Source organism: uncultured Arenimonas sp. (genome assembly GCF_963976025.1).
GTDB lineage: Bacteria > Pseudomonadota > Gammaproteobacteria > Xanthomonadales > Xanthomonadaceae > Arenimonas.
Map to the genome: position 1 here is coordinate 1 of NZ_CAXBJS010000029.1, position 22,714 is coordinate 22,714.

The 22,714-nt window shown below is 68.9% G+C and carries 22 protein-coding genes and 2 pseudogenes; 6 read left to right on the plus strand and 18 right to left on the minus strand.

Annotated features, from left to right (window positions below):
* Positions 1 to 210: 210 nt before the first annotated feature.
* Positions 211 to 1,626, plus strand: a complete 1,416-nt coding sequence (locus tag AACZ35_RS03660; RefSeq protein WP_339826228.1) for a dihydrolipoyl dehydrogenase — start codon at positions 211 to 213, stop codon at positions 1,624 to 1,626.
* A 28-nt stretch (positions 1,627 to 1,654) separates the two neighbouring features.
* Here AACZ35_RS03660 and AACZ35_RS03665 read toward each other — a convergent pair whose 3' ends face one another.
* The 5 genes and pseudogenes from AACZ35_RS03665 to egtB form a co-directional block, all read right to left on the minus strand.
* Positions 1,655 to 2,185 (minus strand): DNA-binding protein, encoded by a 531-nt coding sequence (locus AACZ35_RS03665; protein WP_339826230.1) that lies wholly within the window; start codon positions 2,183 to 2,185, stop codon positions 1,655 to 1,657.
* Between the two features lie 19 nt (positions 2,186 to 2,204).
* Positions 2,205 to 2,462, minus strand: a complete 258-nt coding sequence (locus AACZ35_RS03670) for a hypothetical protein (RefSeq protein WP_339826233.1) — start codon at positions 2,460 to 2,462, stop codon at positions 2,205 to 2,207.
* 167 nt (positions 2,463 to 2,629) lie between these two features.
* A complete protein-coding gene (locus tag AACZ35_RS03675; protein ID WP_339826235.1) occupies positions 2,630 to 3,355 on the minus strand; it encodes an NAD(P)H-dependent oxidoreductase in 726 nt (241 codons plus the stop codon).
* Between the two features lie 25 nt (positions 3,356 to 3,380).
* A pseudogene (gene egtD / locus AACZ35_RS03680) lies at positions 3,381 to 4,354 on the minus strand (L-histidine N(alpha)-methyltransferase).
* Positions 4,342 to 5,646 (minus strand): ergothioneine biosynthesis protein EgtB, encoded by a 1,305-nt coding sequence (egtB, locus tag AACZ35_RS03685; protein WP_339826237.1) that lies wholly within the window; start codon positions 5,644 to 5,646, stop codon positions 4,342 to 4,344. The pseudogene egtD and the gene egtB overlap by 13 nt, the downstream one beginning before the upstream one ends.
* Positions 5,647 to 5,741: 95 nt before the next feature.
* Between egtB and AACZ35_RS03690 the strand changes: the two genes are divergently transcribed.
* Both AACZ35_RS03690 and AACZ35_RS03695 read left to right on the plus strand, forming a co-directional pair.
* Positions 5,742 to 6,935 carry an aminotransferase class V-fold PLP-dependent enzyme gene (locus AACZ35_RS03690; RefSeq protein ID WP_339826240.1) on the plus strand — a complete coding sequence of 398 codons (1,194 nt, stop codon included), beginning with the start codon at positions 5,742 to 5,744 and terminating at the stop codon, positions 6,933 to 6,935.
* Positions 6,932 to 7,885 carry a hypothetical protein gene (locus AACZ35_RS03695; protein WP_339826242.1) on the plus strand — a complete coding sequence of 318 codons (954 nt, stop codon included), beginning with the start codon at positions 6,932 to 6,934 and terminating at the stop codon, positions 7,883 to 7,885. The genes AACZ35_RS03690 and AACZ35_RS03695 overlap by 4 nt, the downstream gene beginning before the upstream one ends.
* A 15-nt stretch (positions 7,886 to 7,900) precedes the next feature.
* Here the strand turns inward: AACZ35_RS03695 and AACZ35_RS03700 are convergent, their stop codons facing one another.
* Positions 7,901 to 8,968, minus strand: a complete 1,068-nt coding sequence (locus AACZ35_RS03700; RefSeq protein ID WP_339826244.1) for a glycerophosphodiester phosphodiesterase family protein — start codon at positions 8,966 to 8,968, stop codon at positions 7,901 to 7,903.
* Positions 8,969 to 9,026: 58 nt separating this feature from the next.
* Here AACZ35_RS03700 and AACZ35_RS03705 point away from each other — a divergent pair, with 58 nt between their 5' ends.
* The gene (locus tag AACZ35_RS03705; protein ID WP_339826246.1) at positions 9,027 to 9,698 is read left to right on the plus strand and encodes a Fe2+-dependent dioxygenase; all 672 of its coding nucleotides are present in this window, start codon (positions 9,027 to 9,029) and stop codon (positions 9,696 to 9,698) included.
* Positions 9,699 to 9,716: 18 nt separating this feature from the next.
* Here the strand turns inward: AACZ35_RS03705 and AACZ35_RS03710 are convergent, their stop codons facing one another.
* The 7 genes from AACZ35_RS03710 to AACZ35_RS03740 form a co-directional block, all read right to left on the minus strand.
* Positions 9,717 to 10,970, minus strand: coding sequence for an ABC transporter permease (locus tag AACZ35_RS03710; RefSeq protein WP_339826248.1), 1,254 nt, complete (start codon positions 10,968 to 10,970; stop codon positions 9,717 to 9,719).
* Positions 10,967 to 12,229, minus strand: coding sequence for a hypothetical protein (locus AACZ35_RS03715; RefSeq protein ID WP_339826250.1), 1,263 nt, complete (start codon positions 12,227 to 12,229; stop codon positions 10,967 to 10,969). The genes AACZ35_RS03710 and AACZ35_RS03715 overlap by 4 nt, the downstream gene beginning before the upstream one ends.
* Positions 12,226 to 13,191, minus strand: a complete 966-nt coding sequence (locus AACZ35_RS03720) for an HlyD family efflux transporter periplasmic adaptor subunit (protein ID WP_339826253.1) — start codon at positions 13,189 to 13,191, stop codon at positions 12,226 to 12,228. The genes AACZ35_RS03715 and AACZ35_RS03720 overlap by 4 nt, the downstream gene beginning before the upstream one ends.
* The gene (locus tag AACZ35_RS03725; protein ID WP_339826255.1) at positions 13,188 to 14,198 is read right to left on the minus strand and encodes an HlyD family efflux transporter periplasmic adaptor subunit; all 1,011 of its coding nucleotides are present in this window, start codon (positions 14,196 to 14,198) and stop codon (positions 13,188 to 13,190) included. The genes AACZ35_RS03720 and AACZ35_RS03725 overlap by 4 nt, the downstream gene beginning before the upstream one ends.
* Entirely contained in the window at positions 14,182 to 14,856 is a 675-nt protein-coding gene (locus tag AACZ35_RS03730) for an ABC transporter ATP-binding protein (protein WP_188665673.1), read from the minus strand. The genes AACZ35_RS03725 and AACZ35_RS03730 overlap by 17 nt, the downstream gene beginning before the upstream one ends.
* Before the next feature lie 118 nt (positions 14,857 to 14,974).
* Positions 14,975 to 15,556, minus strand: a complete 582-nt coding sequence (locus tag AACZ35_RS03735) for an outer membrane beta-barrel protein (RefSeq protein ID WP_339826262.1) — start codon at positions 15,554 to 15,556, stop codon at positions 14,975 to 14,977.
* A gap of 96 nt (positions 15,557 to 15,652) precedes the next feature.
* Positions 15,653 to 18,010, minus strand: coding sequence for an alpha/beta hydrolase fold domain-containing protein (locus AACZ35_RS03740; RefSeq protein WP_339826265.1), 2,358 nt, complete (start codon positions 18,008 to 18,010; stop codon positions 15,653 to 15,655).
* A gap of 74 nt (positions 18,011 to 18,084) precedes the next feature.
* On the opposite strand from AACZ35_RS03740, the gene AACZ35_RS03745 reads away from it, so the two are divergent.
* Together AACZ35_RS03745 and AACZ35_RS03750 are read left to right on the plus strand one after the other, a co-directional pair.
* The gene (locus AACZ35_RS03745) at positions 18,085 to 18,576 is read left to right on the plus strand and encodes a DUF3293 domain-containing protein (protein WP_339826268.1); all 492 of its coding nucleotides are present in this window, start codon (positions 18,085 to 18,087) and stop codon (positions 18,574 to 18,576) included.
* Positions 18,577 to 18,652: 76 nt separating this feature from the next.
* Positions 18,653 to 19,315: a hypothetical protein gene (locus tag AACZ35_RS03750; RefSeq protein ID WP_339826270.1), complete on the plus strand. Its 663-nt coding sequence runs from the start codon at positions 18,653 to 18,655 to the stop codon at positions 19,313 to 19,315.
* A gap of 24 nt (positions 19,316 to 19,339) precedes the next feature.
* On the opposite strand, the gene AACZ35_RS03755 is transcribed toward AACZ35_RS03750, so the two are convergent.
* The 5 genes and pseudogenes from AACZ35_RS03755 to AACZ35_RS03775 all read right to left on the minus strand — a co-directional run.
* Positions 19,340 to 20,029, minus strand: a complete 690-nt coding sequence (locus tag AACZ35_RS03755) for an SDR family NAD(P)-dependent oxidoreductase (protein WP_339826273.1) — start codon at positions 20,027 to 20,029, stop codon at positions 19,340 to 19,342.
* A 31-nt stretch (positions 20,030 to 20,060) separates the two neighbouring features.
* Positions 20,061 to 21,251 (minus strand): 2-methylaconitate cis-trans isomerase PrpF, encoded by a 1,191-nt coding sequence (gene prpF / locus AACZ35_RS03760; protein ID WP_339826275.1) that lies wholly within the window; start codon positions 21,249 to 21,251, stop codon positions 20,061 to 20,063.
* An 11-nt stretch (positions 21,252 to 21,262) separates the two neighbouring features.
* Positions 21,263 to 21,676 carry a hypothetical protein gene (locus AACZ35_RS03765; RefSeq protein WP_339826277.1) on the minus strand — a complete coding sequence of 138 codons (414 nt, stop codon included), beginning with the start codon at positions 21,674 to 21,676 and terminating at the stop codon, positions 21,263 to 21,265.
* Positions 21,660 to 22,328, minus strand: coding sequence for a nucleotidyltransferase domain-containing protein (locus tag AACZ35_RS03770; protein WP_339826279.1), 669 nt, complete (start codon positions 22,326 to 22,328; stop codon positions 21,660 to 21,662). Before AACZ35_RS03770 ends, AACZ35_RS03765 begins: the two co-directional genes overlap by 17 nt.
* A gap of 28 nt (positions 22,329 to 22,356) precedes the next feature.
* Positions 22,357 to 22,714, minus strand: a pseudogene (locus AACZ35_RS03775) (Fe/S-dependent 2-methylisocitrate dehydratase AcnD); the annotation flags it as partial.

The following is a 22,714-nucleotide window of genomic DNA, read 5'->3' on the forward strand; positions in this document are numbered from 1 at the left end:
TGTCGGGCAGCACGCGCGCCAGCATGTCGCCGTCGCGCAGGTGCAGGTGCCAGTCGTCGGGGCGGGTGAGGCTGATTTGCTGGGTGGCCATGGTTTTGCGGGGCTGCCGGAGAGGATGCCGGCCATTTTCGCTGATTCGGCGGTGTTTTGCCTTTGCGCCCGGTGGCCGGCGTGCGCGAGGATGGGGCCATGCCTTTCCCGGAGCCGCCAATGGCCACCGATTACGACACCATCATCCTGGGCGCCGGCACCGCCGGCCTGGCCGCCCTGCGCGAAGTGCGCAAGCGCACCGACAGCTTCCTGCTGGTCAACGACGGGCCCTACGGCACCACCTGCGCGCGGGTCGGCTGCATGCCCTCGAAGGTATTCATCGAGGCGGCGAATGCCTTCGCCGCCCGCAAGAGGCTGGGCGAATTCGGCGTCAGCGGCGCCGACCAGCTGGCCGTGGACATCCCGGCGGTGCTGGCGCGGGTGCGCAAGCTGCGCGATTACTACGTGTCCGGGGTGCTCAAGGCCACCGAAGACCTGGGCGAGCGCAATCTTGCCGGCCGCGGCCGCCTGCTGGGGCCCGACCGGGTGGCCGTGGGCGACCGGGAGTTTTCCGCGCGCCGCATCATCCTGGCCACCGGCTCGCGGCCGGTGCTGCCGGGGCCCTGGGCCGCGCTGGGCGATCGCGTGTTCACCACCGATTCGCTGTTCGAACGCGCCGACCTGCCCCGCCGCATCGCTGTCATCGGCCTGGGCGCCATCGGCGTGGAAATGGCGCAGGCCATGGCGCGGCTGGGCATTCAGGTCAGCGCCTTCAGCAGCAGCGACCGCCTGGCCGGCCTGCACGATGAAAAGGTGAACGCCACGCTGCGCGCGCTGCTCGACCAGGAGTTCGCCATCCACACCGGCCACGAAGTCGAGCTCGAAGCCGCCGGCGACGGCGTGCGCGTGCGCGCCGGCAAGACCCGCGTCGAGGTGGACGCCGTGCTGGCCGCCATCGGCCGCCGCCCCAACCTCGACGACGTCGGCCTGGAAACCTTGGGGGTGGAGCTCAACGAAAAGGGCCTGCCGCCCTTCGAGCCCGGCCTGCTGCGCATCGGCGACACGCCGGTGTTCATCGCCGGCGACGTGAACACGCATGCGCCGATCCTGCACGAGGCCGCGGACGAAGGTTTCATCGCCGGCCGCAATGCGATGGCCGACGAGCCCATCTGCTACCAGCGGCGCACGCCGCTTGGCGTGGTGTTCTCCGACCCGGTGTCGGCGCACGTGGGCCAGCGCCGCTCCGATCTGCCCGACGACACCGTGGTCGGCGAAGTGGACTTCAGCCGCCAGGGCCGCGCCCGTGCCGCGCAGAAGAACGAAGGCCTGCTGCGGGTCTACGCCGCCCACGACACCGGCTGCCTCCTGGGCGCTGAGCTGTGCACGCCCTCGGGCGACCACCTCGGCCACTTGCTGGCGCTGGCGGTCGACCAGAAGCTCACGGTGTTCGACCTGCTGCGCATGCCGATCTACCACCCCGTGCTCGAGGAAGGGCTGCGCACCGCCCTGCGCGACGCCGGAAAGCAGGTGGACGACAGCCCGGACCGCAGCGACCTGGCGAACTGCCCGGCGATGGGCACCGAGGCGCTGGACTAAGCGCAGACCAGGATCGGGGCAGTTCGGCTTACGCCAACAATGCCTCCAGCTCCTCGGGGAGCCTGTCTGCCGGGAGGCGGCGCGCCTGCTTGGCGACGTTGACCTTCATGGTCACTTCGGAGATTTCCAACAGCGAACGATCAATCGCACGGCGCTGGTTGTCCGTGAACCAGACGAGGATCGGGCGCAGATGCCAAATGGCCTGCGAGCCTTCATGCACGGCCAGAGGAAAGGTCTCCCGGTTGCTCGTCATCAACTTGCGGATGTTTTGGCGCGTGCATCCCAGCACTTCCGCGACATCGGTCAGCCCGACGAAGTCAGGTGAAGCCTCGATCAGTTCGGCCCCCGGAATCGCCTCTTTAACGCCACGAACAGCCGAAAGGATGGCGTCCATGGCACTGGCGGACTCACGGGTGAAATCCAGGGCGATCCGACCCTTCTGCCCAACTCCCACCATTGCGTCATCGCATCCGGAATCAGCCAGGGCGCCGATGAATTTCTCCGGATCGGACTCCGCATCGGGCAATCGGAATCTCAGGGTGAATTCGTACTCTCGCATCGGCGATATTCCGTCGGATCTATGTGTCTCGTTTGTTCTTCTCGCGAACGCAGTTGTCCACCACCCGCCGAATTTGCTTGCCATGATTTCCCGGATTCTTCGGGGTGCTCCAGACGCTGGCGCTACAGAATTCTCCGCAACGACACGATTCGTCGTTGTAAGGACAGAGAATCCGTCCCCAGGAATGCGCACCACCCACGTTGACCGTCCAGCCATGCTGCTCGGCGTACTGTATGGCGGCCTCTATTTCCGGCTTGGGGTGTTTGCTCCGGTGCATTGGATTTGCGGGCGTGGTTGAAATTAAAGGCTGGCAAGAGAGTTGTCAAGTGACAACCGCACCAAAAACCACCCTGACCTTGCCCAGCAGACCACAGCCGGGTCTCGTGTGCTGAGACGCATCCACAGGGATTCCCGCGGTCGCGCGACCGCACCTGAGACAGGTTACTAGCGATATTCGGGATTGGGATGGTCGAACCGGCAGCCCGCGTCCCAGGCGCTGCGCTGATTGCCGTGGGCGGGGACGCCGCCGGCGTCCTTCAGCAGCCGCGCCAGGTGCATCAGGTTCCAGGCCATGAAGGTGGTGTTGCGCTGGGTGAAATCGTTGTCGTAGCCGGCGCCGTTGTCGCCGTAGGAATCGCCGGGCCCGGCTTCGCCGATCCAGCCCGAATCGGCCTGCGGCGGGATCACGTAGCCCAGGTGCTGCAGCGAATAGAGCAGGTTCATCGCGCAGTGTTTGATGCCGTCCTCGTTGCCGGTCACCAGGCAGCCGCCGACGCGGCCGTAATACGCGTACTGGCCCTGTTGATTGAGCTTTCCGGATTCCGCGTACAGGCGTTCGACCACCCGCCGGCACACGGAGCTGGGATCACCCAGCCAGATGGGCGTGCACAGCACCAGGATGTCGGCGGCCATCACCTTCTTCGACAGCGACGGCCAGTCGTCCCGGTCGGCGCCGTGTTCGGTCATGTCGGGCTGCACGCCGGGCGCCAGCACCAGGTCGACGGGGCGCAGCACCTCGACGTCCACCTGGTTGGCGCGCATCACGCCGGCGGCGACGTGGATCAGGCGCTCGGTGTGCGAAACCTGGCCCGTGGGCTTGAGCGTGCAGTTGAGGAACAGGGCGCGCAGGTCGTCGTAGCGCGCGGGCGGCGTTGGCTCCTTGCTGGCCATGGCGGCCTCCTGTCGATGGGGTAGCTCAGGCCGGCTGCAGCAAGCGCAGCCCGAACCAGTCCTTCGGATCGTTCCAGCCCTGCACCACGGCGAGGCCGGCGCGGGCGGCCAGCGCGGAGAAGCCTTCGTCGGTGTACTTGTGGCTGTATTCGACCTGCATGGCCTCGCCGGCGGCGAACTCGAACACCTTGCCCTGCACCGTGACGGTTTGCGCACGCTGGCTGTCGATGAAGGTTTCGATGCGGCCGGTTTCGGGCACGTAAACCGCGCGGTGGCGGAAGGCGTCGAGGTCGAAGTTGGCGCCCAGCTCGCGATTCAGGCGAACCAGCAGGTTCAGGGTAAAGGCGGCGGTGACGCCGGCGGCGTCGTTGTAGGCGGCTTCGATCAGTTGCGCCGGCTTCTGCAGATCTATGCCGATCAGGGCGGCGCCCCTGGGGCCCATGGTTTCGCGCATGGCCGTCAGCAGGCGCACCGACTCGGCGTTGGTCAGGTTGCCCAGGGTCGAGCCGGGGAAGAACACCAGCACCCGGCGGGCTTCGCGCTCGGGTTCGGGCAGGGGCACGGGCTGGGTGAAGTCGCCCAGCACCGGCAGCATCTGCACCGGGACGAACTCGCGGTCCAGGTGCTCGACGCTGCCCACCAGCGCGCTGCGCGAGATCTCCACCGGCGTGTAGGCCACCGGGTCTTCCAGCGCGTCCAGCAGCAGGCGGGTCTTGGGCCGCTGCCGCTGCCGTATTCGACGACATGCGCGCGCGGGCCGACGACGCCGGCGATATTGGTGCACTCGGCCTCGAGCAATGCCAGCTCGACGCGCGTCAGGTAGTACTCGGGCTGGCGGGTGATTTCCTCGAACAGCTCGGAGCCGCGCCGGTCGTAGAAATATTTCGACGGCAGGCGCTTGGGCGTGCCCGACAGGCCGGCCAGCACGTCGCCCAGCAGGTCGTCGCGGCTGGGGTGCAGGTCGGTCAGTTCAACGGGATCGGCGCTTACGGTGTCCATGGCAGGTCCTTGGCCAGTCGCAGCCCGGAAAACTGCCAGCGGGCGTGGGGCGGGAAGAAGTTTCGGTAGGTGGCGCGTATATGGCTGGCCGGCGTGGCGCAGCTGCCGCCGCGCAGGATGTTCTGGCCACTCATGAACTTGCCGTTGTATTCGCCCAGCGAGCCAGGCAGGGGCTTGAAGCCCGGATAGGGGCTGTAAGCCGAACTCGTCCACTCCCAGACATCGCCGAACAGCTGGTGCGGGCCGGGGCCGTCGCCGGTGCAAGGCTGCGGATGCAGGGCGTCGGCATCGAGCAGGTTGCCGTCGGGCTTTTGCCCGCGCGCCGCGTGTTCCCATTCGGCTTCGGTGGGCAGGCGGGCACCGGCCCAGCGCGCGAAGGCGTCGGCTTCGTACAGGCTGATGTGGCAGACCGGCGCGTTCGGGTCGCGTTCGCGCCAGCCGGCCACGGTAAATTCGCGGGCGCCGTCTTCATGCCAGTACTGCGGGCGCTGCCATTTTTCCGCCTGCACACGGTCCCAGCCGTCGCTCAGCCACAGGCTGGGGTCTTCGTAACCGCCTTCGGCAACGAACTCCAGGAATTCGGCGTTGGAAACCGGGCGGCTGGCCAGCGCATGCGCCGACAGCAGCACGCGGTGGCGCGGCGATTCGTTGTCGTAGGCGAAGCGATCGGCATCGGGCCAGGGTGCGGCGCCCATGCCCAACTCCTGTTCTTCCACGCCGTTCCAGTGCACCAGGCGCGGTTCGCCGGGCCTGGCAGCCAGGTCCTTGCGGTAGGCCGGGCCCAGCGGATTACACCAGAAGGCATGTTTGATGTCGGTAAGCAGCAGTTCCTGGTGCTGCTGTTCGTGATGCGTGCCCAGCTCGAGCACCCGCAGCGTGGTGTCATCGATGCCGCCGGCCTGCAGTTTCTCCAGCAGGCGGGCGTCGACTTCGCGGCGGTAGTCCAGCACTTCGGCCAGCGTCGGCCGCGACAGCAGGCCACGCTGCGCGCGCACGTGGAAGGGGCCGACGCTGTTGTAGTAGCTGTTGAACAGCAGGTCCCAGCGCGATTCGACCGGGTCGTAGCCCTCATCCGCGCCCAGCACGAACTTCTCGAAGAACCAGGTGGTGTGGGCCAGGTGCCACTTCGCCGGGCTGGCGTCGGGCATGGACTGCAGCATCGCGTCTTCGGCCGACAGCGGCGCGGCCAGGGCCAGGCTGCAGGCGCGGACGTCCCGGTAGCGCGTGGCCAGCGCCTGTTTCGCGGGTGGGGGTTCCCGGTTTCCTGCGGTCTGGGACGAAATAACTCGCATTGGCATCAAGAATAGCGCCACCGTGTGAACGATGCATGATTCACGCCATCCGGCGGGCGCAGGACTGCCGCAGCGCGCTGTCGTAAAGTGGCGCCATGCCCCAGGCCACAACGCCCGCAACGCCGCTGCCGCATCCGGCCACCGTGCCGCTGGCGACCGCTGCCAGCGCGTTCGTGATGCAGGGTGATGCGCTGTACCTGGACTGCGCCGCGCAGGGGCCGCGCCTTCGCTCCGCACATACGGCGGGCCTGGCCGCCTTCGAAGCCGTGGCGCGGCCCTGGCAGCGAGTGTCGCCGACGCCACCGGAGCAGCGAGAGAAATTGCGCGCGCTGCTGTCGCAACTTTTCGCCGGCGAAGCGCATGCCGTTGCGCTGGTGCCCTCGGCGGCCTTCGGCCTGGCCACCGCCGCCAACAGCCTGCCGCTGGCTGCCGGCGATACCGTGCTGGTGCTTGAAGGCCAGTTCCCCTCGAACCTGCTGTGCTGGCAGCAGCGCTGCGCCGAAACCGGCGCACGGCTGCGCGGCGTTTCGCGCGAATCCGGGCAGGACTGGACCGACGCCGTGCTCGCCGCGATCGCCGAAGAACCAAACCTTCGCATCGCCACCCTGCCCCAGGTGCGCTGGGACGACGGCGCCATGCTCGACCTTGACCGCATCAGTGCCGCGCTCCAGGAACGCGAGGTCGCGCTCGTGCTCGACCTCAGCCAGAGCCTGGGCATCGTGGCGCCGGATATCGAACGCTGGCAGCCCGACTTCATCGTGTCCGTGGGCTACAAGTGGCTGCTGGGCGCACGCGGCCTGGCCTGCCTGTGGGCTTCGCCGCGCTGGCGTGAAGACGGCCGGCCGATCGAACACCATTGGATCGCCCACGACGGCGGGCCGGATTGGCGCTTCGCCATCGAAACGGCCGCGCCTTTTGCCGACGGTGCACGCCGCTTCGATGCCGGCGGCCTGGACGACCCGGTGCGGCTGGCCGTTGCGATTGCCGGGCTGGAACAGGTGCTTGCGTGGGATCCGGGGAAGATCGCCACTGCCCTTGGCGAGCGGACAAGCGCCCTGCACGACGCGCTCGATGCCGCTGGCCTGTCGGCCTGGGCCACGCGCGACCATGCGCCGCACCTGATGGCGCTGACGCCGCCCACCGCGATCCTTGCCGCGGCGGACGCCGCGCTGCGCGACTCCAATATCACCTGCACCTGCCGCCACGGCCGTTTGCGTATTGCCCCGCACCTGCACGTCGCCACCGGTGACATGGCGCGTGTTGCCGACGCACTTTCGAGGTTCGCATGAACAAGTCCTACCCGGACCTGGTCCGCCAGGCCACGCTGGCCGCCTCCAGCCACAACACCCAGCCCTGGACGTTCCGGCTGCTGGCGAACGGCATGGACATCCTTCCCGATTTTTCGCGGCGCCTGCCGGTGGTGGATCCGGACGACCACCATCTGTTCGCCAGCCTCGGCTGCGCGGCGGAAAACTTGCTGCACGCGTCGGCGGCCGCGGGACTCCAGGGGCACTACTCCTGCAGCCCCGGGGAACCGGGGGCACACATCCACTTCGAGAAAGCGGCTCCGTCGCAATCGCCGCTTTTCGAGGCCATTCCCCATCGCCAGTGCTGCCGCAGCGATTACGACGGCTCCGCCATATCGGGCGAACAGCAGCGCCTGCTGGAAGCCGCGGCGCAGGGCACCGGGGTTTCGCTGCTGTGGCTGACCGGAAGCCAGAAGCTGGAGGCCGTGACCGAATACGTCGCGCAGGGAAACCAGGCCCAGCTGGGCGACCCCGCCTGGCGGAAAGAACTGAAGGACTGGGTGCGCTTCAGCGCCGCGGAAGCGCGACGCACCGGCGATGGTCTGTACGGGCCGGTGATGGGCAATCCCAGCGTGCCGCGCTGGCTGGGCTCGCTGGCCATGCGCCTGACGCTTTCCGCGAAAAGCCAGAACACCAAGGACAGCAGGCAGATCCGGCAATCGTCCGCCGTCGCGGTGTTCTTCTCCGAAGCCGACGATTGGCAGCACTGGATCGAGGTCGGGCGCAGCTATGAACGGTTTGCCCTGCAGGCGACGGCGCTGGGGCTGGCCACCGCCTTCATCAACCAGCCGGTCGAAGTGGCGGCACTGCGCCCGCAGTTCGCCGCCTGGCTGGGCATCGGCGGGCGCCGCCCCGACCTGGTGGTGCGGGTCGGGCGCGGGCCGGCGATGCCGCGCTCGATGCGGCGGCCCGTGGACGAGGTTATTGCCTGAAGGCGAACGCGGCGCTCAGCCTGCCGGGCGTCCGTCAACCGCCAGCCGCCCCAGCGCCGGGTCGTCGGTGAAAAGACCGTCCAGCCCGGCTGAAAGATACGCGCGGATTTCGCGCAGCGACGCAGCCTCGTTGCGCGCCGTGGGCTCGCCGCCGTCGCCAAAGCGTGCTTCGATGAAAACGTTTTCCGGCCGGAAGGTGTAGGCGACCACCTCCAGGCCCGCGGCATGCGCCTGATCCACCAGCGCGCTGCGGTAAGCCCCGCCTTCCGGCTGCAGCTGCAGCATCGGATAGGGCGGGCCAAGAACGTCGGCGTACGCCGCAACGTCGCGCAGGCCTTCGGGCAAAACCATGCGGGCGTAAGGCACCGGTGCGCCGCCGGACACGGTGTCCCAGGGCGCTTCGTCCGGCGCACCGACCAGCTGCAGCAGGCGGATATTGCCCCCTCGCGGCACCTGCCCGCGCAGCGCCCGCAGGTTGGCGGTTTCGAAAGACTGCACCAGCACCGGCGCGCGCCGGGTGTACTTGTGCGCGACCAGGGCGTCGAGCAGCGGCTGTTCCATCGCCAGGCCAAGCCCGGCGAAATAGCTGGGGTGCTTGGTCTCCGGGACGATGCCGACCAGGCGCCCGCGGCGTTCGGATTCGGCAGCGGCCAGCGCCACGATTTCATCGAAAGTGGGCACTTCGAAGCGGCCGTCGTTGCCGGTCGGGCGAAGCTGCGGCAGGCGTTCGCGCGCGCGCAGGGTCTTCAACTCGGCCAGGCTGAAGTCCTCGGTGAACCAGCCATCGAACCATTGCCCGTCCACCTGCTTGCGCGTCCTGTGGCCGGAAAATTCGGGCCGGCTGGCGACGTCGGTGGTGGCGGAGATTTCATTCTCGTGGCGTGCCACCAGCACGCCGTCGCGCGTCATCACCAGGTCCGGCTCGATGGCGTCGGCACCGTCGGCGATGGCGCGGGCGTAGGCCGCCAGCGTGTGTTCCGGCAGCCAGGCGCTGGCACCCCGGTGGGCGATCACCAGCGCGGCGGACGGGACAGTGGCCAGGGGCGTCGGGGCGGGCAATTGACTGCCAAGGGGTTCAGACACCAGCGGTTCTAGTCCGGTGGCGCATTGATTTCAAGGTGCCGGGGACTACACTACGGCCATGATCCTGACCCTGCCCGAACTGATCACCCCCGAAGAACTGACGCTGGTCAAACAGCTGGTCGCCGGAGCCGGTTTCACGGAAGGCAAGAGCACGGCCGGCGAGCTGCTGCAGAAAGCCAAGAACAACCAGCAGATCCCCTGGGACCACCCGGTGATGAAAAAGATCGCCGGGCTGGTGATGCAGGCCCTGGGCCGCAACGACGCCTTCATGGGCGCGGCCCAGCCGCGGCGGCTGGCGGCGATGCTGGTCAGCCGCTACCAGCCGGGCATGGCCTACGGCATGCACGTGGACGCGCCGATCATGGCCGAACCCAACCACGTGCGCAGCGACGTCTCGTTCACCCTGTTCCTCAACGAGCCCGACAGCTACGAAGGCGGCGAGCTCGCCTTCGAATCGGGCAGCGGTGAAACCGCCTTCAAGCTGCCCGCGCGTTCGGCCATCTGCTACGCCACCGGGCAGCTGCACCGCGTGCGCCCGGTTGAATCGGGCGAACGCCTGGCGGTGGTCGGCTGGGTGCAGAGCCTGGTGCGCGACCCGGGCGTTCGCGAACTGCTGTACGACCTGTCTGAGGCGCGCGAACAGTTGGTCGGCAAGGAAGATACGCAGCGCGCGCTGGACCTGATCAACAAGACCTATTCGAACCTGCTGCGCCGCTACGCCGAACCCTGAGGTTTTCGCCGCACCGGTTTATTCGGTGCGCAGCGACGCGATCGGATCCAGCTCCGCGGCCTGCTTGGCCGGGTAAACGCCGAACGCCAGGCCGACGCCGGTGCACAGCAGCACGGCGACCACGATCGGCACCGGCGCCCAGGCCACGCCCCAGCCGGCCAGCGCCGCGATGCCGTAGGCCAGCGCAATGCCGAAGGCCACGCCCAGCAGCGCGCCGGCGACGCAGATCACCGCCGCTTCGCGCAGGAACTGCGCCACCACGTCGGCCTTGCGCGCGCCCAGGGCCCGCAGCAGGCCGACTTCGCGCCGGCGTTCAAGCACGTTCGCCAGCATGATGTTCATGATGCCGATGCCGCCCACCAGCAGGCTGACGCCGGCGATGGCGCTCATCACCACGCGGAAGATGCGCTGGGTTTGCTGGTGCTGGGCGAACAGCTGGGCCGGGATGACCAGGGTGTAGTCGTCGGCGCCGGCGTGGCGCTGTTCGAGCAGCGCGGCCAGCACCTGGGCGCCCTGGTCGATGCGCTCGGGCGCGTCCACGCGCACCAGCAGGCGGTCAACCTCGTCTTCCATCGGCTGCAGGCGGAAACGCGCCAGGCCGCTGGCCATGGGAACAAAGACGCGGTTGCTTTCCAGGCCCAGCGGCACGCCCTGGAAACGGTCGGCGCTGAGGTCGCGGTCGGCCAGCACACCCACCACTTCCAGCCAGGCGTGGTTGACCTTCACGTACTGGCCGACGGCGCCGCCCTGCGGGAACAGGCTGCGTGCGGCCTGGTGGCCAAGCACGGCGACGGCGGCCAGCGCGCCATCGTCTTCGTCCGTGAGCGCGCGGCCTTCGCCGATGCGCAGCGAGCCGAGCTCGAAGAAGCTGGGCGAAATCGCGCTGGCCTGGGCGTCGGAGCTCGCGTGGTCGCTGGCCACCGAATCGGTGCGCAGGCGCTTTTCGGTGGCCATGGCGACGGCGCCGGGCACCACGTCGAGCGCGGCCTGGGCATCGGCGCGGGTCAGGCCCAGGCTGCGCGCACGCTGTTCGCGCAGGGTGGTTTCGTCGAAGGTCTTGGCTTCCACCACCAGGTTGGTCAGACCCAGGCCTTCGACCAGGCGCAGCGCCTCGCGGCGGCTGCCCTCGCCCACCGCCTGCATGGCGACGATGGAGCCGACGCCGAACACCAGGCCCAGCAGGGTCAGGCCGGTGCGCAGCTTGCGACGGCTGAGTTCTTCGAACGCTTCGCGCCAGGCCAGGCGGTCGTTGAGATGGTGCCAGCGGATCATGGCGTGGCCCCGGTCTTTTCAGCGTCGGTGTCGGTGTCTTCGGCCTCGCCGGCTTCCGGGCCGGGCAAGGCATCGGCCGTGGCCAGCAGCACGCGGTCGCCCACGGCCAGGCCTTCGACCACCTGCGTGCGCGAGGGCCCGCGCACGCCGACCACCACCGGGCGCGGCGTCGGCTCGCCGTCTTCGAGTACGTTTACTTCGGCCTGCCCGCCGTTGCCCGACAGCGCCACATTGGGCACGGTGATCGCCTCGTCGGCGACGAGCAGGATGATGCGGCCGGTGAAGGCCTGGCCGGGCACCCAGGCGTACTGGCGGGCGGCGTCGGCCGGCACGCTGGCCTTGGCCGACACGAACTTGGCCGGGTTTTGCCGGCTGACCGCACGCGGCGCGCTGGCGATCCAGGTGATCTCGCCAACGGTTTGCTGGGCCGGGTGGCCCAGCGGCGCCAGCTCGACTTTCTGCCCCAGCGCCAGGCCCTGCGCTTCCTGCTGCGGCAGGCGCAGTTCCACTTCCAGGGTTTCCACGTCCGGCAGGGTGGCGAATTCGCCGCTGGCCCAGAGCTGCTCGCCCACGCGCGGTGGTTCCCCGCTCCAGCCCTGCACCAGCATGAAAATACCGTCGTGGGCGGCGCGCAGCTCCAGCGCCGAAAGGTCTTCGCGTTTGGTGTCGACGTCGGCCTGCAGGCTGCCGCGCTGCACGCCCAGCACGTTGAGCTCGGCCTCGCCGCGCTGGCTGGACTGGTCCTGGCGCCAGCGCAGCACGCCGGTTTTTTCGCCCAGGAACTGTTCGTCCTGCACCGCGTCGAGGATGGTGTTGCGGGCGATGGCTTCGAAGTCGGCGCGGGCGTAGCGGCGCGCGATGGCCAGGGCCGATTCGGCCTGGGCCAGTTCGACATCCACGCGGCCCAGGCCGACCTCGAGTTCGGATTCCTTGCCCGCGCGCGCCAGGGCGTTGCGCTGCAGGTCGATCAGGGCCTTGTCGAGCTGCAGCTTGGACTGCGGCGCCTCGAAGCGCGCGACCACGTCGCCTTCTTTCACCGGGCTGCCGTCGGGCAGCACCCAGACCAGCTGCCGGCGCGCCCAGTTGGTGCCGGGCACGCGCAGCGGCGTGGCCTTGGCGGCCTTGAGCTCGCCTTCGGCGCGCACCCAGAATTCGACCGGAGCCGCGGCCACGGTTTCGGTGGCCTGGCCGCCGGGTGCCGTGTCGCCGCAGGCGGCGAGCATCAGCGCTGCCGCGGTGGCAAACAACACGCGCTTCATGGCGCCACCTCGCTACCCAGGTCCGGCACATCCACCTCAACCACCACCGGCATGCCGGCCTTGAGGTCGGTGGTGTCGCCCTGCAGGTGCACCAGCACGTCGAGCACCGGCACCGGCGACAGCCGCGACTTGCTGCGCACCGCGCGGCCCATTTCCGCCACCGTGCCCTGCAGCCGCTGGCCGGCGCCGCCCTGCAGGCGGATGCGCGCCGGCAGGCCTTCGGCCAGGCGCAGCATGTCGCGTTCGGCGACGGTGGCGCGCACGACCAGGGTGCCGGGGTCGGGCATTTCCGCCACCGACTGGCCCATGAACACCTGGCTGCCGATTTCGTAGCGCTCGCCGCGCCAGTTGGACTTCACCACCACCACGCCGTCGCGCGGCGCCGGCACCGACAGCGAGGCCAGGGCGCGGGTGAGTTCATCGACGTCGGACTGGGCGCGGGCGACGTCCGAGGCCACCAGCGCGCGTTCGGCCTCGCGCAGGCGCCGGGCCAGCACTTCCTTGCGCTGCATCAGCGCCTGCCGGCGCGCGGCCTGTTCGCGTTCGATCACCAGCTTGCGGTAGTCAACCGACCGGATCAGGTCGGCGGGCTGTTCGGCCTTGCGCTCGGCTTTTTGCAGGTTGGCGTCCTGTTCGGCGGTGGCCAGGCGGTCGGTGCGTTCGCGCTCGGCCAGGTCGAGCAGCAGCTTGGCCTGTTCGCTCTGTTTTTGCTTTAGCTGGCCCTGCGCTTCCACCAGACGACGCTGCAGTTCGTTGCCATCGAAGGTGACCACCGGCTGGCCGGCCTTGAGCATGCTGCCGTCGGTGGCGAGCTGGGTGATCTGGAAGTTCCAGACGTTGCGCACCGTGGGCGGCGCGACGCTGGCGCTGTCGAGCGCGGCGATTTCGCCGTCGAGCTGCAGGGTTTCGGCCGCGGCCAACGGCGACAGCAGCAACAGCAGCAGGCAAGCAGCGCGCTTCATGGTGCGGCCTCCGCGGCCACCGACGCCTGGCCGGGCACGGCCGAGACGCGCACGCTCATGCCCGGGCGCAGCGGCAGCGTGTGTTCTTCCGGCAGCGAGATATCAATGACGAAATAGCGCCCGCCGCCCCATTCGGCCTTGGCCTGGGGCGTGCCGCCGATGCTGAGGATGTGCCCGGACAGCGACTTGCCGCGCACGGCGTCGAACTGCAGCTGCACCGGCTGGCCGACCTGCAGGCCGCGGCGGTCGGGTTCCAGGGCATAGGCGCGTACGCCCAGCGCGCCAGGGCGCACCACTTCACCGATGGCCTGGCCGGCATTGGTGGAGCTGCCTTCTTCGTAGCGCTGGCCGGTCCAGGCATTGAAGTAGAAGGTGACCACGCCCTTGCCTTCGGCGCGCTGCTCGGCCATCGAGATCACCGCGCTGGCGTAGTCGAGGTCGGTCTGGAGCTTGGAGATCTCCAGGTCGCCGTCGCTGCGGCGGCGGGCGACGGCGGCGCGGGCGGCGTCGAGTTCTTCCTTCTTCAAGGCCAGTTCGCGGCGGGCGCGTTCGCGTTCGCCCTGGTAGCGGTCGGCGTCGATGCGGGCGATGTAGTCGGCCGGGATGGCCGCATCGACCTCGGCCTTGGCCAGGGCGGCTTCGGCGTCTACCAGGGCCAGCTCGGCGTCCACTTCGCGCACGGCCAGGTCGGCCAGCTCCTTGTCGATGCGCGCCTGGGCCTGGGCGATCTGCGCCTTCAGCGATTCCTGCTGCGAAAGCGCCGAGCCGGGATCGATGCGCACCAGCGGGTCGCCGGGTTTTACTTCGGAGCCCTCCGGCGCCAGGTAGCGCAGGGTCACCGGGCTCGATTCGGACATGGGCGCGTAGATGATTTCCGCGTCCGGGGCCCGCACCTGGCCGGTGATGACCACCGTGCGCGGCGGGCTGTCCGGTGCCGCGGCGTCCTGGGCCAGCGCCGGGCCGGCCGCCAGGGCCAGGGCCAGCAGCAGCTCAGCGCCCCGAATCATGGTCCACCTTGCCGTCGCGCAGGCGCACGTGGCGCGGCGCGCGTTCGGCCACGTCGGGGTCGTGGGTCACCAGCACCAAGGTCTGGCCGCCTCGGTGCAGTTCGTCGAACAGGCCCAGCACGTCGGCGGCCGACTTGGAATCGAGGTTGCCGGTGGGCTCGTCGGCCAGCAGCAGGGCGGGCTTGAGCAGCAGGGCGCGGGCCACGGCGGCGCGCTGCTGCTGGCCGCCGGAAAGCTGCTGCGGGCGGTGCGCCATGCGGTCGGCCAGGCCGACGCGGTCGAGCAGGTGGCGGGCGTGTTCTTCGACGCCGGGCACCGGTTCCAGGCAATAACGCAGCGGCAGCAGCACGTTTTCGAGCACCGTCAGGCGCGGCAGCAGGTGGAAGGACTGGAATACGAAGCCGATGCGGCGGTTGCGCAGCTCGCTCAGGGCGTCGTCGTCGAGCGCCGAGACGTCGGCGTCTTCAAGCCGGTAGCGGCCGGCGCTGGGCTGGTCCAGGCAGCCCAGGATATTGAGCAGGGTGGATTTGCCCGAGCCCGAGGCGCCGGTGATGGCCACGTGCTCGCCGCGGCCGATGTGCAGGTCCACGCCCGCCAGGGCCGGTATGTGCTGACCCTCCACCGAGTAGGTGCGGGTGATGCCTTCGATGTGGATCATTCCGGACGGGGGATTCGCGGGTGACCGGCTCTTATGCGCGATACCGGCGTTTCGTGCAAGTCCGGATTTTCTCACCCCGCAGGGGCCCCGCCGCTGGCGGGACCCCGGTGCAGCAGGATCAGAAGCGGGCGCGCAGGCCGACGCTGTAGCGGGATTCGCCCAGGCCTTCGACGATTTCGCCGTGCTGGTACTCGGCGACCAGGCCGAAGTTCTTGCTGAACTTCCAGTGCAGGCCGAGGTTGGCGTGGAAACCGCTGCCGATTTCGCGGTAGCTGGTGTAGTTGCCGGTGGCGCTGCCTTCGACGTTCGCGCCCATCAGCCAGCGCACGCCGAAGCCGGCACGGTAGCCGTAATCGGAATCGCTGTAGCCCAGGATCTCGGCTTCGCCGCTGAGCGCCGAGACTTCACCAATGAAGTGGGCGGTGTCGCTGATCGGGCTGTAGTGGCCGACGCCGATGGCGAACGTGTCCACGTCCAGGTCGATGCCGAACTCGGAGGCCTGGGTGTTGGCGTATTCGCCGGTCAGGTACCACTGATCGCCCAGTTCCACCGAGCCGCGCACGCCGGCGCCGTCGAGCTCGACGTCGTAGGCCTCGGCCAGATGGATGTATTCGACCTGCACGTAGGAGTAGTCCAGTTCGGCCGCGCCGGCCGATGCGGAGGCGGCCAGGAGCGCAATGGCGAGGATCGAATTTTTCATGCTGCGTGTTTCCCTTCTTGTGAGGCCGGGGAAACTACGCGATTGCGCCGATTTTTGATCCGAGAATTATTCCGGTTGCCAGCATCGGTTCCACAATCATTCGAGGAGGTAGGCCGCCATGCCGGGTCTGCTTACCGCATCGGCATATTCGGCCGTGTAGCCCGGGAAGATGGCCACCACCTTGCCGTTGTCCATGCGGTACCAGCTGCGGCACTGGGCCCAGACCGAACCCGACAGGCGCTGCTGGATCTCGGCGTTGTGGCTGCGCATCACCTCTTCGCGCACCTCGATGGCGCGGTGGCCGCCGGCTTCGACCGCGCGCATGCAGGCAATGGCGTGGCGCACGGCCGGCTCGATGTAGAGCAGGGTCGAGGTGTGGCCGGTGGCGGTGTTCGGGCCCAGCAGCAGGAACAGGTTCGGGAAACCAGCCACGCTGATGCCGTGCCAGGCCTCGGGGCCGTCGCGCCAGGCATGTTCCAGGGTCTGGCCGCCGCGCCCGGTGATGCGCACCGACTGCAGCAGGTGCACGGTTTCGAAGCCGGTGGCGCAGACCAGCACGTCGAGTTGGCGTTCGCTGCCGTCGGTGCAGCGGATGCCCGTGGCGGTGATGCTTTCGATGCCCGCCGTCACGAGCTCGGCCTTGCCCTGTGCGAAGGTCGGGTAGTAGTCGTTGGCGTAAATGATGCGCTTGCACCCCAGCGGGTAGTCCGGCACGAGTGCAGCGCGCAGGACCGGGTCGGCGACCTGGCCCTGCAGGTGCCGGCGCGCCTGCCACAGCATCAGCCGGCGCATCAGGCTGCCTTCCTCGAAGCCGCGCCGGCCCAGTTCAAGGAAGGCCACCCAGAACCGCCGCACGCCGGCCGCCAGCGGCGGCACCCGCGCCAGCCAGCGGTCGAACCAGCGATAGCGCCGCTCGAGCCGCGGCAACACCCAGTTCGCAGTGCGCTGGAACACGAACATGCGCGCCGCCTTCGCCGCCACCGGCGGAATCAGCTGCACGGCGGTCGAGCCGGTGCCGATGACGCCGACGCGTTTGCCCTGCAGCGGCACGCCGTGGTCCCAGCGCGCGCTGTGCAGGCGTTCGCCCGGGAAATCATCCAGTCCCGGGATGTCCGGCCAGCGCGGCTGGCTCAGCGGGCCGGTGCTGCAGATGAAGAACCGGGATTCAAAGCGCTCACCGCGCTCGGTGCGGAAGTGCCACATCCCGCTGGCTTCGTCGAATCGTGCTTCAGCAAGGCGCGTGCCCAGGCGCAGCCGTGCGGACAGGCCGTGTTTTTCCGCCAGCGCCTGCTGGTAGGCCTGGATTTCGGGCGCATCGGCGAAACGCTGGCGCCAGGCCGGGTTGGCCGCGAAGGAAAACGCGTACGCCGGCGCCGGCACGTCCACCTGGGCGCCCGGGTAGCGGTTGTCCCACCAGGTGCCGCCGATGCCGTTGCTCTGTTCGAGCATCACGAAGTCGTGCAGGCCTTCCTTCTGCAGGTTGATCGCGGCGCACAGGCCCGACATGCCGGCGCCCAGGATGAGGGTGTGGTGGCGGCGCGGCGCCTCTTTCGCCGGCAGGGCGTCGAGCCGGGAAGTGATGAACTGCGCCAGCCGCGCCACGGCCGCATCCGCCGACGGCAGCTGGCCGGCGTGCAGCTGGAACACGTGCCACCGGCCGGGCGTGAAATCGCGGCAGGCATCGACGCCGGCGGAGGCCAGCGCTTCCAGCAGGGCTTCGGCCTGCGGGGCCAGCAGGTCGTCGCTGCCGAACTGCACCAGGATCGGCGGCAGGCCGCGCAGGTCGGCCAGCAGCGGCGAGACCAGCGGATTGGATGTGTCGTCGCCGGCGTAGTTGCGTGCGTTTGCATGCGTCCAGGCCGGGCTGAGCAGCGCCTCGCCGGACACCGGCTGCAGCGGCCTCTCCGGGCGCAGGTCCACCAGCGGTGCGATCAGCGCAAGCGCCGTCGGCGCCGGACGGCCGGTATCGCGGATTTTCAGCGCCAGCGCCAAGGCCAGGCCGCCGCCAGCGGAATCGCCGGCCAGCACCACCGGCCCGCGCGTGGCGAGTTCATCGTAGGCGGCCAGGGCGTCGTCGAGCGCGGCGGGGAACGGGTGTTCGGGCGCCAGCCGGTAGTCGAGAACGTGTACCGGCACGCCGCTGCCGTGCGCCAGCCAGGCCGCCAGGCAGCGGTGCGTGCGCGGCGAGCCGGTGGTGTAACCGCCGCCGTGCAGGAACAGCACGGCGCCATCGCGAACGGCCGCGGCGCGCGGGTCGTGCCAGGTGACGGTTGCGACGCCACCCAGCATGCCGGCCTTGTCCTGCAGCCCGCGCGGCAGTCGCCCGATGCCCGACAGCATGCCCATCCAGCGGCGCTGGAACGCCGGCGAAAACCGCGGGTTCAGTACCGGCTTCACCAACAGCCGCAGCGTTGTCCTGAGCAGGGCGGCGCGCAGCGGGTCGGGGGAAGCCATCGGGTCGCCTTCGCAAGGGAGATCAACAGCATAGGCAAAGTCTGCCGGCCAGCGACAGGGGTAAACTCGCCAGCATGGACGCGCCGCGTTATCCGCCCCCCGCCACGATGATGCAAAGTTTCGCCGACGCGGTATATCGCGTTCACGGCGACGGCGAGGTGATAAGCCTGCGGATCGGCCAGCCCAACCCGGCCATGGCCGCCCTGATGGCGCGGCACGGCGCCCGCCACGGCGGCCTGGTCACCGGCGAAAATCCCTTCGGCCAGGAAAAGCCGCCCGCGGAAAACGCAGCGGCGAACGAGGCCCTGCGCGCGGCGATCGACGACCTCGGCCTGGTGCGCGTGACGTCGGATGGTGGCAGCGAGGACGGCACCTGGAACGAGCCGGGTTTCCTGGTGCTGGGCGGCGACGACGGCATTCTCGACCAGCTTTCGCGGCAATTCCGGCAGGCCGCCTGGGTGCGCATCACGACCGATGGCACCGCCCATCTGGCAGCCTGCCACTATCCGCTGGCGAGCAGCGGCGAAGAGCCTTGCTGGCCGGCCGGAGTCGTGCCGGGCCCATGAATGGCGGGTCGCGGCACGGCCTTGCGTAAGGGAAGGATCGGCCGGCTAGCGGCCATCATCCCGAAGGAGTGCCGCCATGCGTACCACCCTGCTTGCCCTTGCCCTTGCCCTCGCCCTGCCCGCTTCGGTGTCGGCCGGCGACCGGCTCGAGAACTGGAGCCACGGCGAAGCCACGATCTATACCCATGACCAGGGCGGCCCGGTCGCCGTGGGCCAGGTGAAGGCCGACGGGCAGCTGGTGTTCGACTGGCCGGAGCCGGCCGGCGTGGGCCAGACGCTTGGCCAGACCTACCCGCCCTGCGACGGCACGGACACCTCGCCGGTTTCGGCGCCGGACGCCGCCTTCTGGCCGACGTCGCTGTTCGTCGGCAAAGGCAAGGCGGCGGACCGCGAGCTCGGCAGCCTGCACCTGGCCAGCTCCGCCGAGGTGATGGCCTGGCAGTCGAGCTACGGCCAGAAGGACGCCGCCGACGGCACCTGGTTCCAGTACGTGTACGTCGGCGAACCCGCGTCGGTTGAGACCCAGTGCCGAATGCCGACCTACACCGGCGAGGGTGAAGACAACTACGAGCAGGTCACCGAATACAACCTGTACTTCGAAAAGGGCTGGAACCTGATGCGCAACGACATCACGCGCCTGCACGCGGCGCCGTCGGGCAAGAAGCACGCGGCCAGCACACGCGTCAGCGTGCAGCAGGGGCCGGCCGGGGACGCCCGCTGGTTCTTCCTGGCCTACTGAATTCGCGCGGGGCGACGGGCGGGCTCAGACCCGCCCGACCACCGGCACCAGTGCGCCGGTGATGGCGCTGGCCTTGTCCGACAGCAGGAAGACGATGGCGTCGGCCAATTGCGCCGGCTGCACCCAGGCGCTGAAATCGGCGTCGGGCATGTCGGCGCGGTTGGCCGGCGTGTCGATGATGCTGGGCAACAGCGCGTTGACGGTGATGCCGCGGCCCTTGAGTTCTTCGGCCAGGGCTTCGGTGAAACGCATCACGCCCGACTTGGAGGCCGCGTAGGCGCCCATGCCGGCGCCGGCCTTCACGGCGCCGTTGGCACCGATGTTGATGATGCGTCCGCCGTCGGGCAGGTGCGCCAGCGCCGCCTGGCTGGCGGCCACGGCCGTGCGCACGTTCATCTGGTACATGCGGTCCCAGGTGTCCGTTGAACCGTCCTGCACCTTCTCCCAGGCAAAGCCACCGGCAATGTTGACCAGGCCATGCAGGCCGCCGTGCTGGCTGGCGATAGCGTCAAAGGCCGCTTGCGTGGCCTTCGCGTCCGCCAGGTCGACGCCGCCGTGCAGATGCGCGGTGCCCAGGGCCTTGGGCTCGCGCGGCGCGTCGGCCAGGTCGATCGCTGCGACGGCGGCGCCCTGCTCGAGCAGCGCTTTCACGACCGCGGTGCCCAGGCTGCCGAAGGCGCCGGTGACGGCGATGGTTTTTCCGTTGAAGGACATGGCGTGGCTCCTGTTTCCGATGCCGGCCATGTTAACCGACGCTGTCGGCCGGCACCCGCACCGCACCTTCCATCAGCACGCGCGCGCTGCGGCTCATGATGGCCTTGCGCACCTGCCACTGGCCGTCCACCTGCGTGGCTTCGGCGCCCACGCGCAGCGTGCCGCTGGGGTGGCCGAAGCGCACGGCCTGGCGGTCGCCACTGCCGGCGGCCTCGTTGACCAGGGTGCCCGGGATGGCCGCGGCGGTGCCGATAGCGACCGCGCAGGTGCCCATCATGGCGTGGTGCAGCTTGCCCATGGACAGCGCGCGCACGCACAGGTCGATATCGCCGGCAGCGATGTGCTTGCCGCTGCTGGCAACGTAATCGGTGGCCGGTGCGATGAAGGCGATCTTGGGCGTGTGCTGGCGCTTCGGGGCTTCAGCAACGTCCTTGATCAGCCCCATGCGAACGGCGCCGTGGGCGCGGATGGTTTCGAACCGCGCCAGCGCGGCCGGGTCGCCGTTGATGGCGTCCTGCAGCTCGGTGCCGGTGTAACCGATGTCCTTGGCGCGCACGAAGATGGTCGGGATGCCGGAGTTGATCATCGTCGCTTCGAAACTGCCGACGCCGGGCACGTCCAGCGTGTCCACCCGATTGCCGGTCGGGAACAGCGCGCCGCCGTCTTCGCCTTCGTCGGCCGGGTCCATGAACTCGAGCACGATCTCGGCCGCCGGGAAGGTGACGCCGTCGAGCTCGAAGTCGCCGGTTTCCTGCACCTCGCCGTTGGTGATGGGCACGTGGCAGATGATGGTCTTGCCGATGTTGGCCTGCCAGACCTTCACCGGAAACACCCCGTTTTCGGGCAGGCGCGCCTTGTCGATGAAGCCATTGGCGATGGCGAATGGCCCCACCGCGGTGCTGAGGTTGCCGCAGTTGCCGGACCAGTCCACGAAGGCGGTGTCGATCGACACCTGGCCGTAGAGGTAATCGACGTCGTGGCCCGGCTGGCTGGCCTTGCTGATGATCACGCACTTGCTGGTGCTGCTGGTGGCGCCGCCCATACCGTCGGTGTGCTTGCCGTAGGGGTCGGGCGAGCCGATGACGCGCATCAGCAGGGCATCGCGCGCCGGGCCGGGCACGCGGGCGGCGTCGGGCAGGTCTTCCAGGCGGAAGAACACGCCTTTGGAGGTGCCGCCGCGCAGGTAGGTCGCCGGAATTTTCAGTTGGGGTGCGTGGGTCATGGGTTCACCGTTTACGTCAAAGCATCAAGGGCATCTGCCACGCGCTGGCAGGCTCCGATGGTGTCGATCACCAATCGCTCCTGGACGTCCACGTGGCCTTCGTATTCCGACAGGTTTCGTTTGCTGTGCGCCTGGTCCAGCACCCGCCAGACTTCGGGGCCCAGGTCCAGGGTGTGCGGCAGAACCTGGAAAACAATGTAGCGATGGCGGGCGCGATAGCCCTGCCGTCTGAGTGCTGCCAGGCAGAGCGCGTGGGCGGCGTTGTAGGCGAGGTCGAAGCGGCTTTCGAGTGAAAGCGCGGCATTGCCTGCGTCCGCCAGCCTGGCCTTGCCCGATCGCACCAGTCCCAGGACTTCAGCCTCGTCCGGCGGCTCCGCCACCAGGGGTTTGGTCGGTCCGGCAAGGTTTTCAAGCGCCGAGGTCATGCTCGCTTCCAATCAGCCACAGCTTCGGCTGCGCCAGCAGCTTCGTGACGAAGGCATTGCCGTCGCGAATTCGCCGCGCGAGTTCGTCGCGGGTATAGATCGTTGGATTGACCTGGCGACCCAGGCGTTCAATGGCGGGATGCAAGGCCGCCATGACGTCGGCGTAGCCCAGCGTTTCCGAGATCAGCAGCAGATCGACATCGCTGGCCGAGGTGTCTTCGCCGCGTGCAACCGACCCGTAGATGAAGGCAAGGTCCAGCTGGCTGCCCAGAGGCGCAAGCGCTTCCTTGAGCGGCTCGGCCAGGCCGAATGTCTTGCGGACGATGGCGACGAGTTCCTCGTGGATCGGACTGCCGGGGTTGGCGCTGTAGAGCTTCTGGTTCCCCGACCTTTCAACCCGGAGCAGGCCACTGCCGGCCAGGCGCGCAACTTCGCGTTGCACCGCGCCGCTGCCGGCACCGGTGGCGTTGATCAGCTCGCTGACCGTGGATCGGCGCCCGGGTTGTCCGAACAGGTAGCCCAGGACGCGCTGTTGGGTCTGCGTAAAAAGCGCGTCCGACAGGTTGGCGCGTGCGTACAGCGCGGCCGCTTCGCTGATTCGGGGAGACTTCTTTGTGCCCATATCGGGCAGGATATTGCCCAACTTGGGCATTTACAAGTCCCAGCGCCGATTTTCGACCTCAAGCAGCCTTGGAGGATTCGAGGAAATCCTGGGCAAAACGCTGCAGCACGCCGCCGGCTTCGTAGATGGAAACTTCTTCGGCGGTGTCGAGGCGGCAGGTGACGGGGACTTCGACGCGGCTGCCGTCGCGGCGGTTCACCACCAGCGTGAGCGTCGCGCCCGGGGTGCGGTCGCCGGTGACGTCGTAGGCTTCGGTGCCGTCCAGGCCGAGCGTCTTGCGGGTGGTGCCGGGCTGGAACTCCAGCGGCAGCACGCCCATGCCGATCAGGTTGGTGCGGTGGATGCGCTCGAAACCTTCGGCGGCGATCGCCTCGACGCCGGCCAGGCGCACGCCCTTGGCGGCCCAGTCGCGGCTG

Coding starts and splice junctions, on each gene's coding strand:
- AACZ35_RS03675 (WP_339826235.1), bottom strand. CDS start 3,355: ATGGCCAGCAAGGAGCCAACGCCGCCCGCGCGCTACGACGACCTGCGC.
- AACZ35_RS03710 (WP_339826248.1), bottom strand. CDS start 10,970: ATGATCCGCTGGCACCATCTCAACGACCGCCTGGCCTGGCGCGAAGCG.
- AACZ35_RS03660 (WP_339826228.1), top strand. CDS start 211: ATGGCCACCGATTACGACACCATCATCCTGGGCGCCGGCACCGCCGGC.
- AACZ35_RS03745 (WP_339826268.1), top strand. CDS start 18,085: ATGGACGCGCCGCGTTATCCGCCCCCCGCCACGATGATGCAAAGTTTC.
- AACZ35_RS03730 (WP_188665673.1), bottom strand. CDS start 14,856: ATGATCCACATCGAAGGCATCACCCGCACCTACTCGGTGGAGGGTCAG.
- prpF (WP_339826275.1), bottom strand. CDS start 21,251: ATGACCCACGCACCCCAACTGAAAATTCCGGCGACCTACCTGCGCGGC.
- AACZ35_RS03670 (WP_339826233.1), bottom strand. CDS start 2,462: ATGCACCGGAGCAAACACCCCAAGCCGGAAATAGAGGCCGCCATACAG.
- AACZ35_RS03765 (WP_339826277.1), bottom strand. CDS start 21,676: ATGACCTCGGCGCTTGAAAACCTTGCCGGACCGACCAAACCCCTGGTG.
- AACZ35_RS03695 (WP_339826242.1), top strand. CDS start 6,932: ATGAACAAGTCCTACCCGGACCTGGTCCGCCAGGCCACGCTGGCCGCC.
- AACZ35_RS03750 (WP_339826270.1), top strand. CDS start 18,653: ATGCGTACCACCCTGCTTGCCCTTGCCCTTGCCCTCGCCCTGCCCGCT.
- AACZ35_RS03720 (WP_339826253.1), bottom strand. CDS start 13,191: ATGAAGCGCGCTGCTTGCCTGCTGCTGTTGCTGCTGTCGCCGTTGGCC.
- AACZ35_RS03665 (WP_339826230.1), bottom strand. CDS start 2,185: ATGCGAGAGTACGAATTCACCCTGAGATTCCGATTGCCCGATGCGGAG.
- AACZ35_RS03705 (WP_339826246.1), top strand. CDS start 9,027: ATGATCCTGACCCTGCCCGAACTGATCACCCCCGAAGAACTGACGCTG.
- AACZ35_RS03755 (WP_339826273.1), bottom strand. CDS start 20,029: ATGTCCTTCAACGGAAAAACCATCGCCGTCACCGGCGCCTTCGGCAGC.
- AACZ35_RS03770 (WP_339826279.1), bottom strand. CDS start 22,328: ATGCCCAAGTTGGGCAATATCCTGCCCGATATGGGCACAAAGAAGTCT.
- AACZ35_RS03715 (WP_339826250.1), bottom strand. CDS start 12,229: ATGAAGCGCGTGTTGTTTGCCACCGCGGCAGCGCTGATGCTCGCCGCC.
- AACZ35_RS03735 (WP_339826262.1), bottom strand. CDS start 15,556: ATGAAAAATTCGATCCTCGCCATTGCGCTCCTGGCCGCCTCCGCATCG.
- AACZ35_RS03740 (WP_339826265.1), bottom strand. CDS start 18,010: ATGGCTTCCCCCGACCCGCTGCGCGCCGCCCTGCTCAGGACAACGCTG.
- AACZ35_RS03690 (WP_339826240.1), top strand. CDS start 5,742: ATGCCCCAGGCCACAACGCCCGCAACGCCGCTGCCGCATCCGGCCACC.
- egtB (WP_339826237.1), bottom strand. CDS start 5,646: ATGCGAGTTATTTCGTCCCAGACCGCAGGAAACCGGGAACCCCCACCC.
- AACZ35_RS03725 (WP_339826255.1), bottom strand. CDS start 14,198: ATGATTCGGGGCGCTGAGCTGCTGCTGGCCCTGGCCCTGGCGGCCGGC.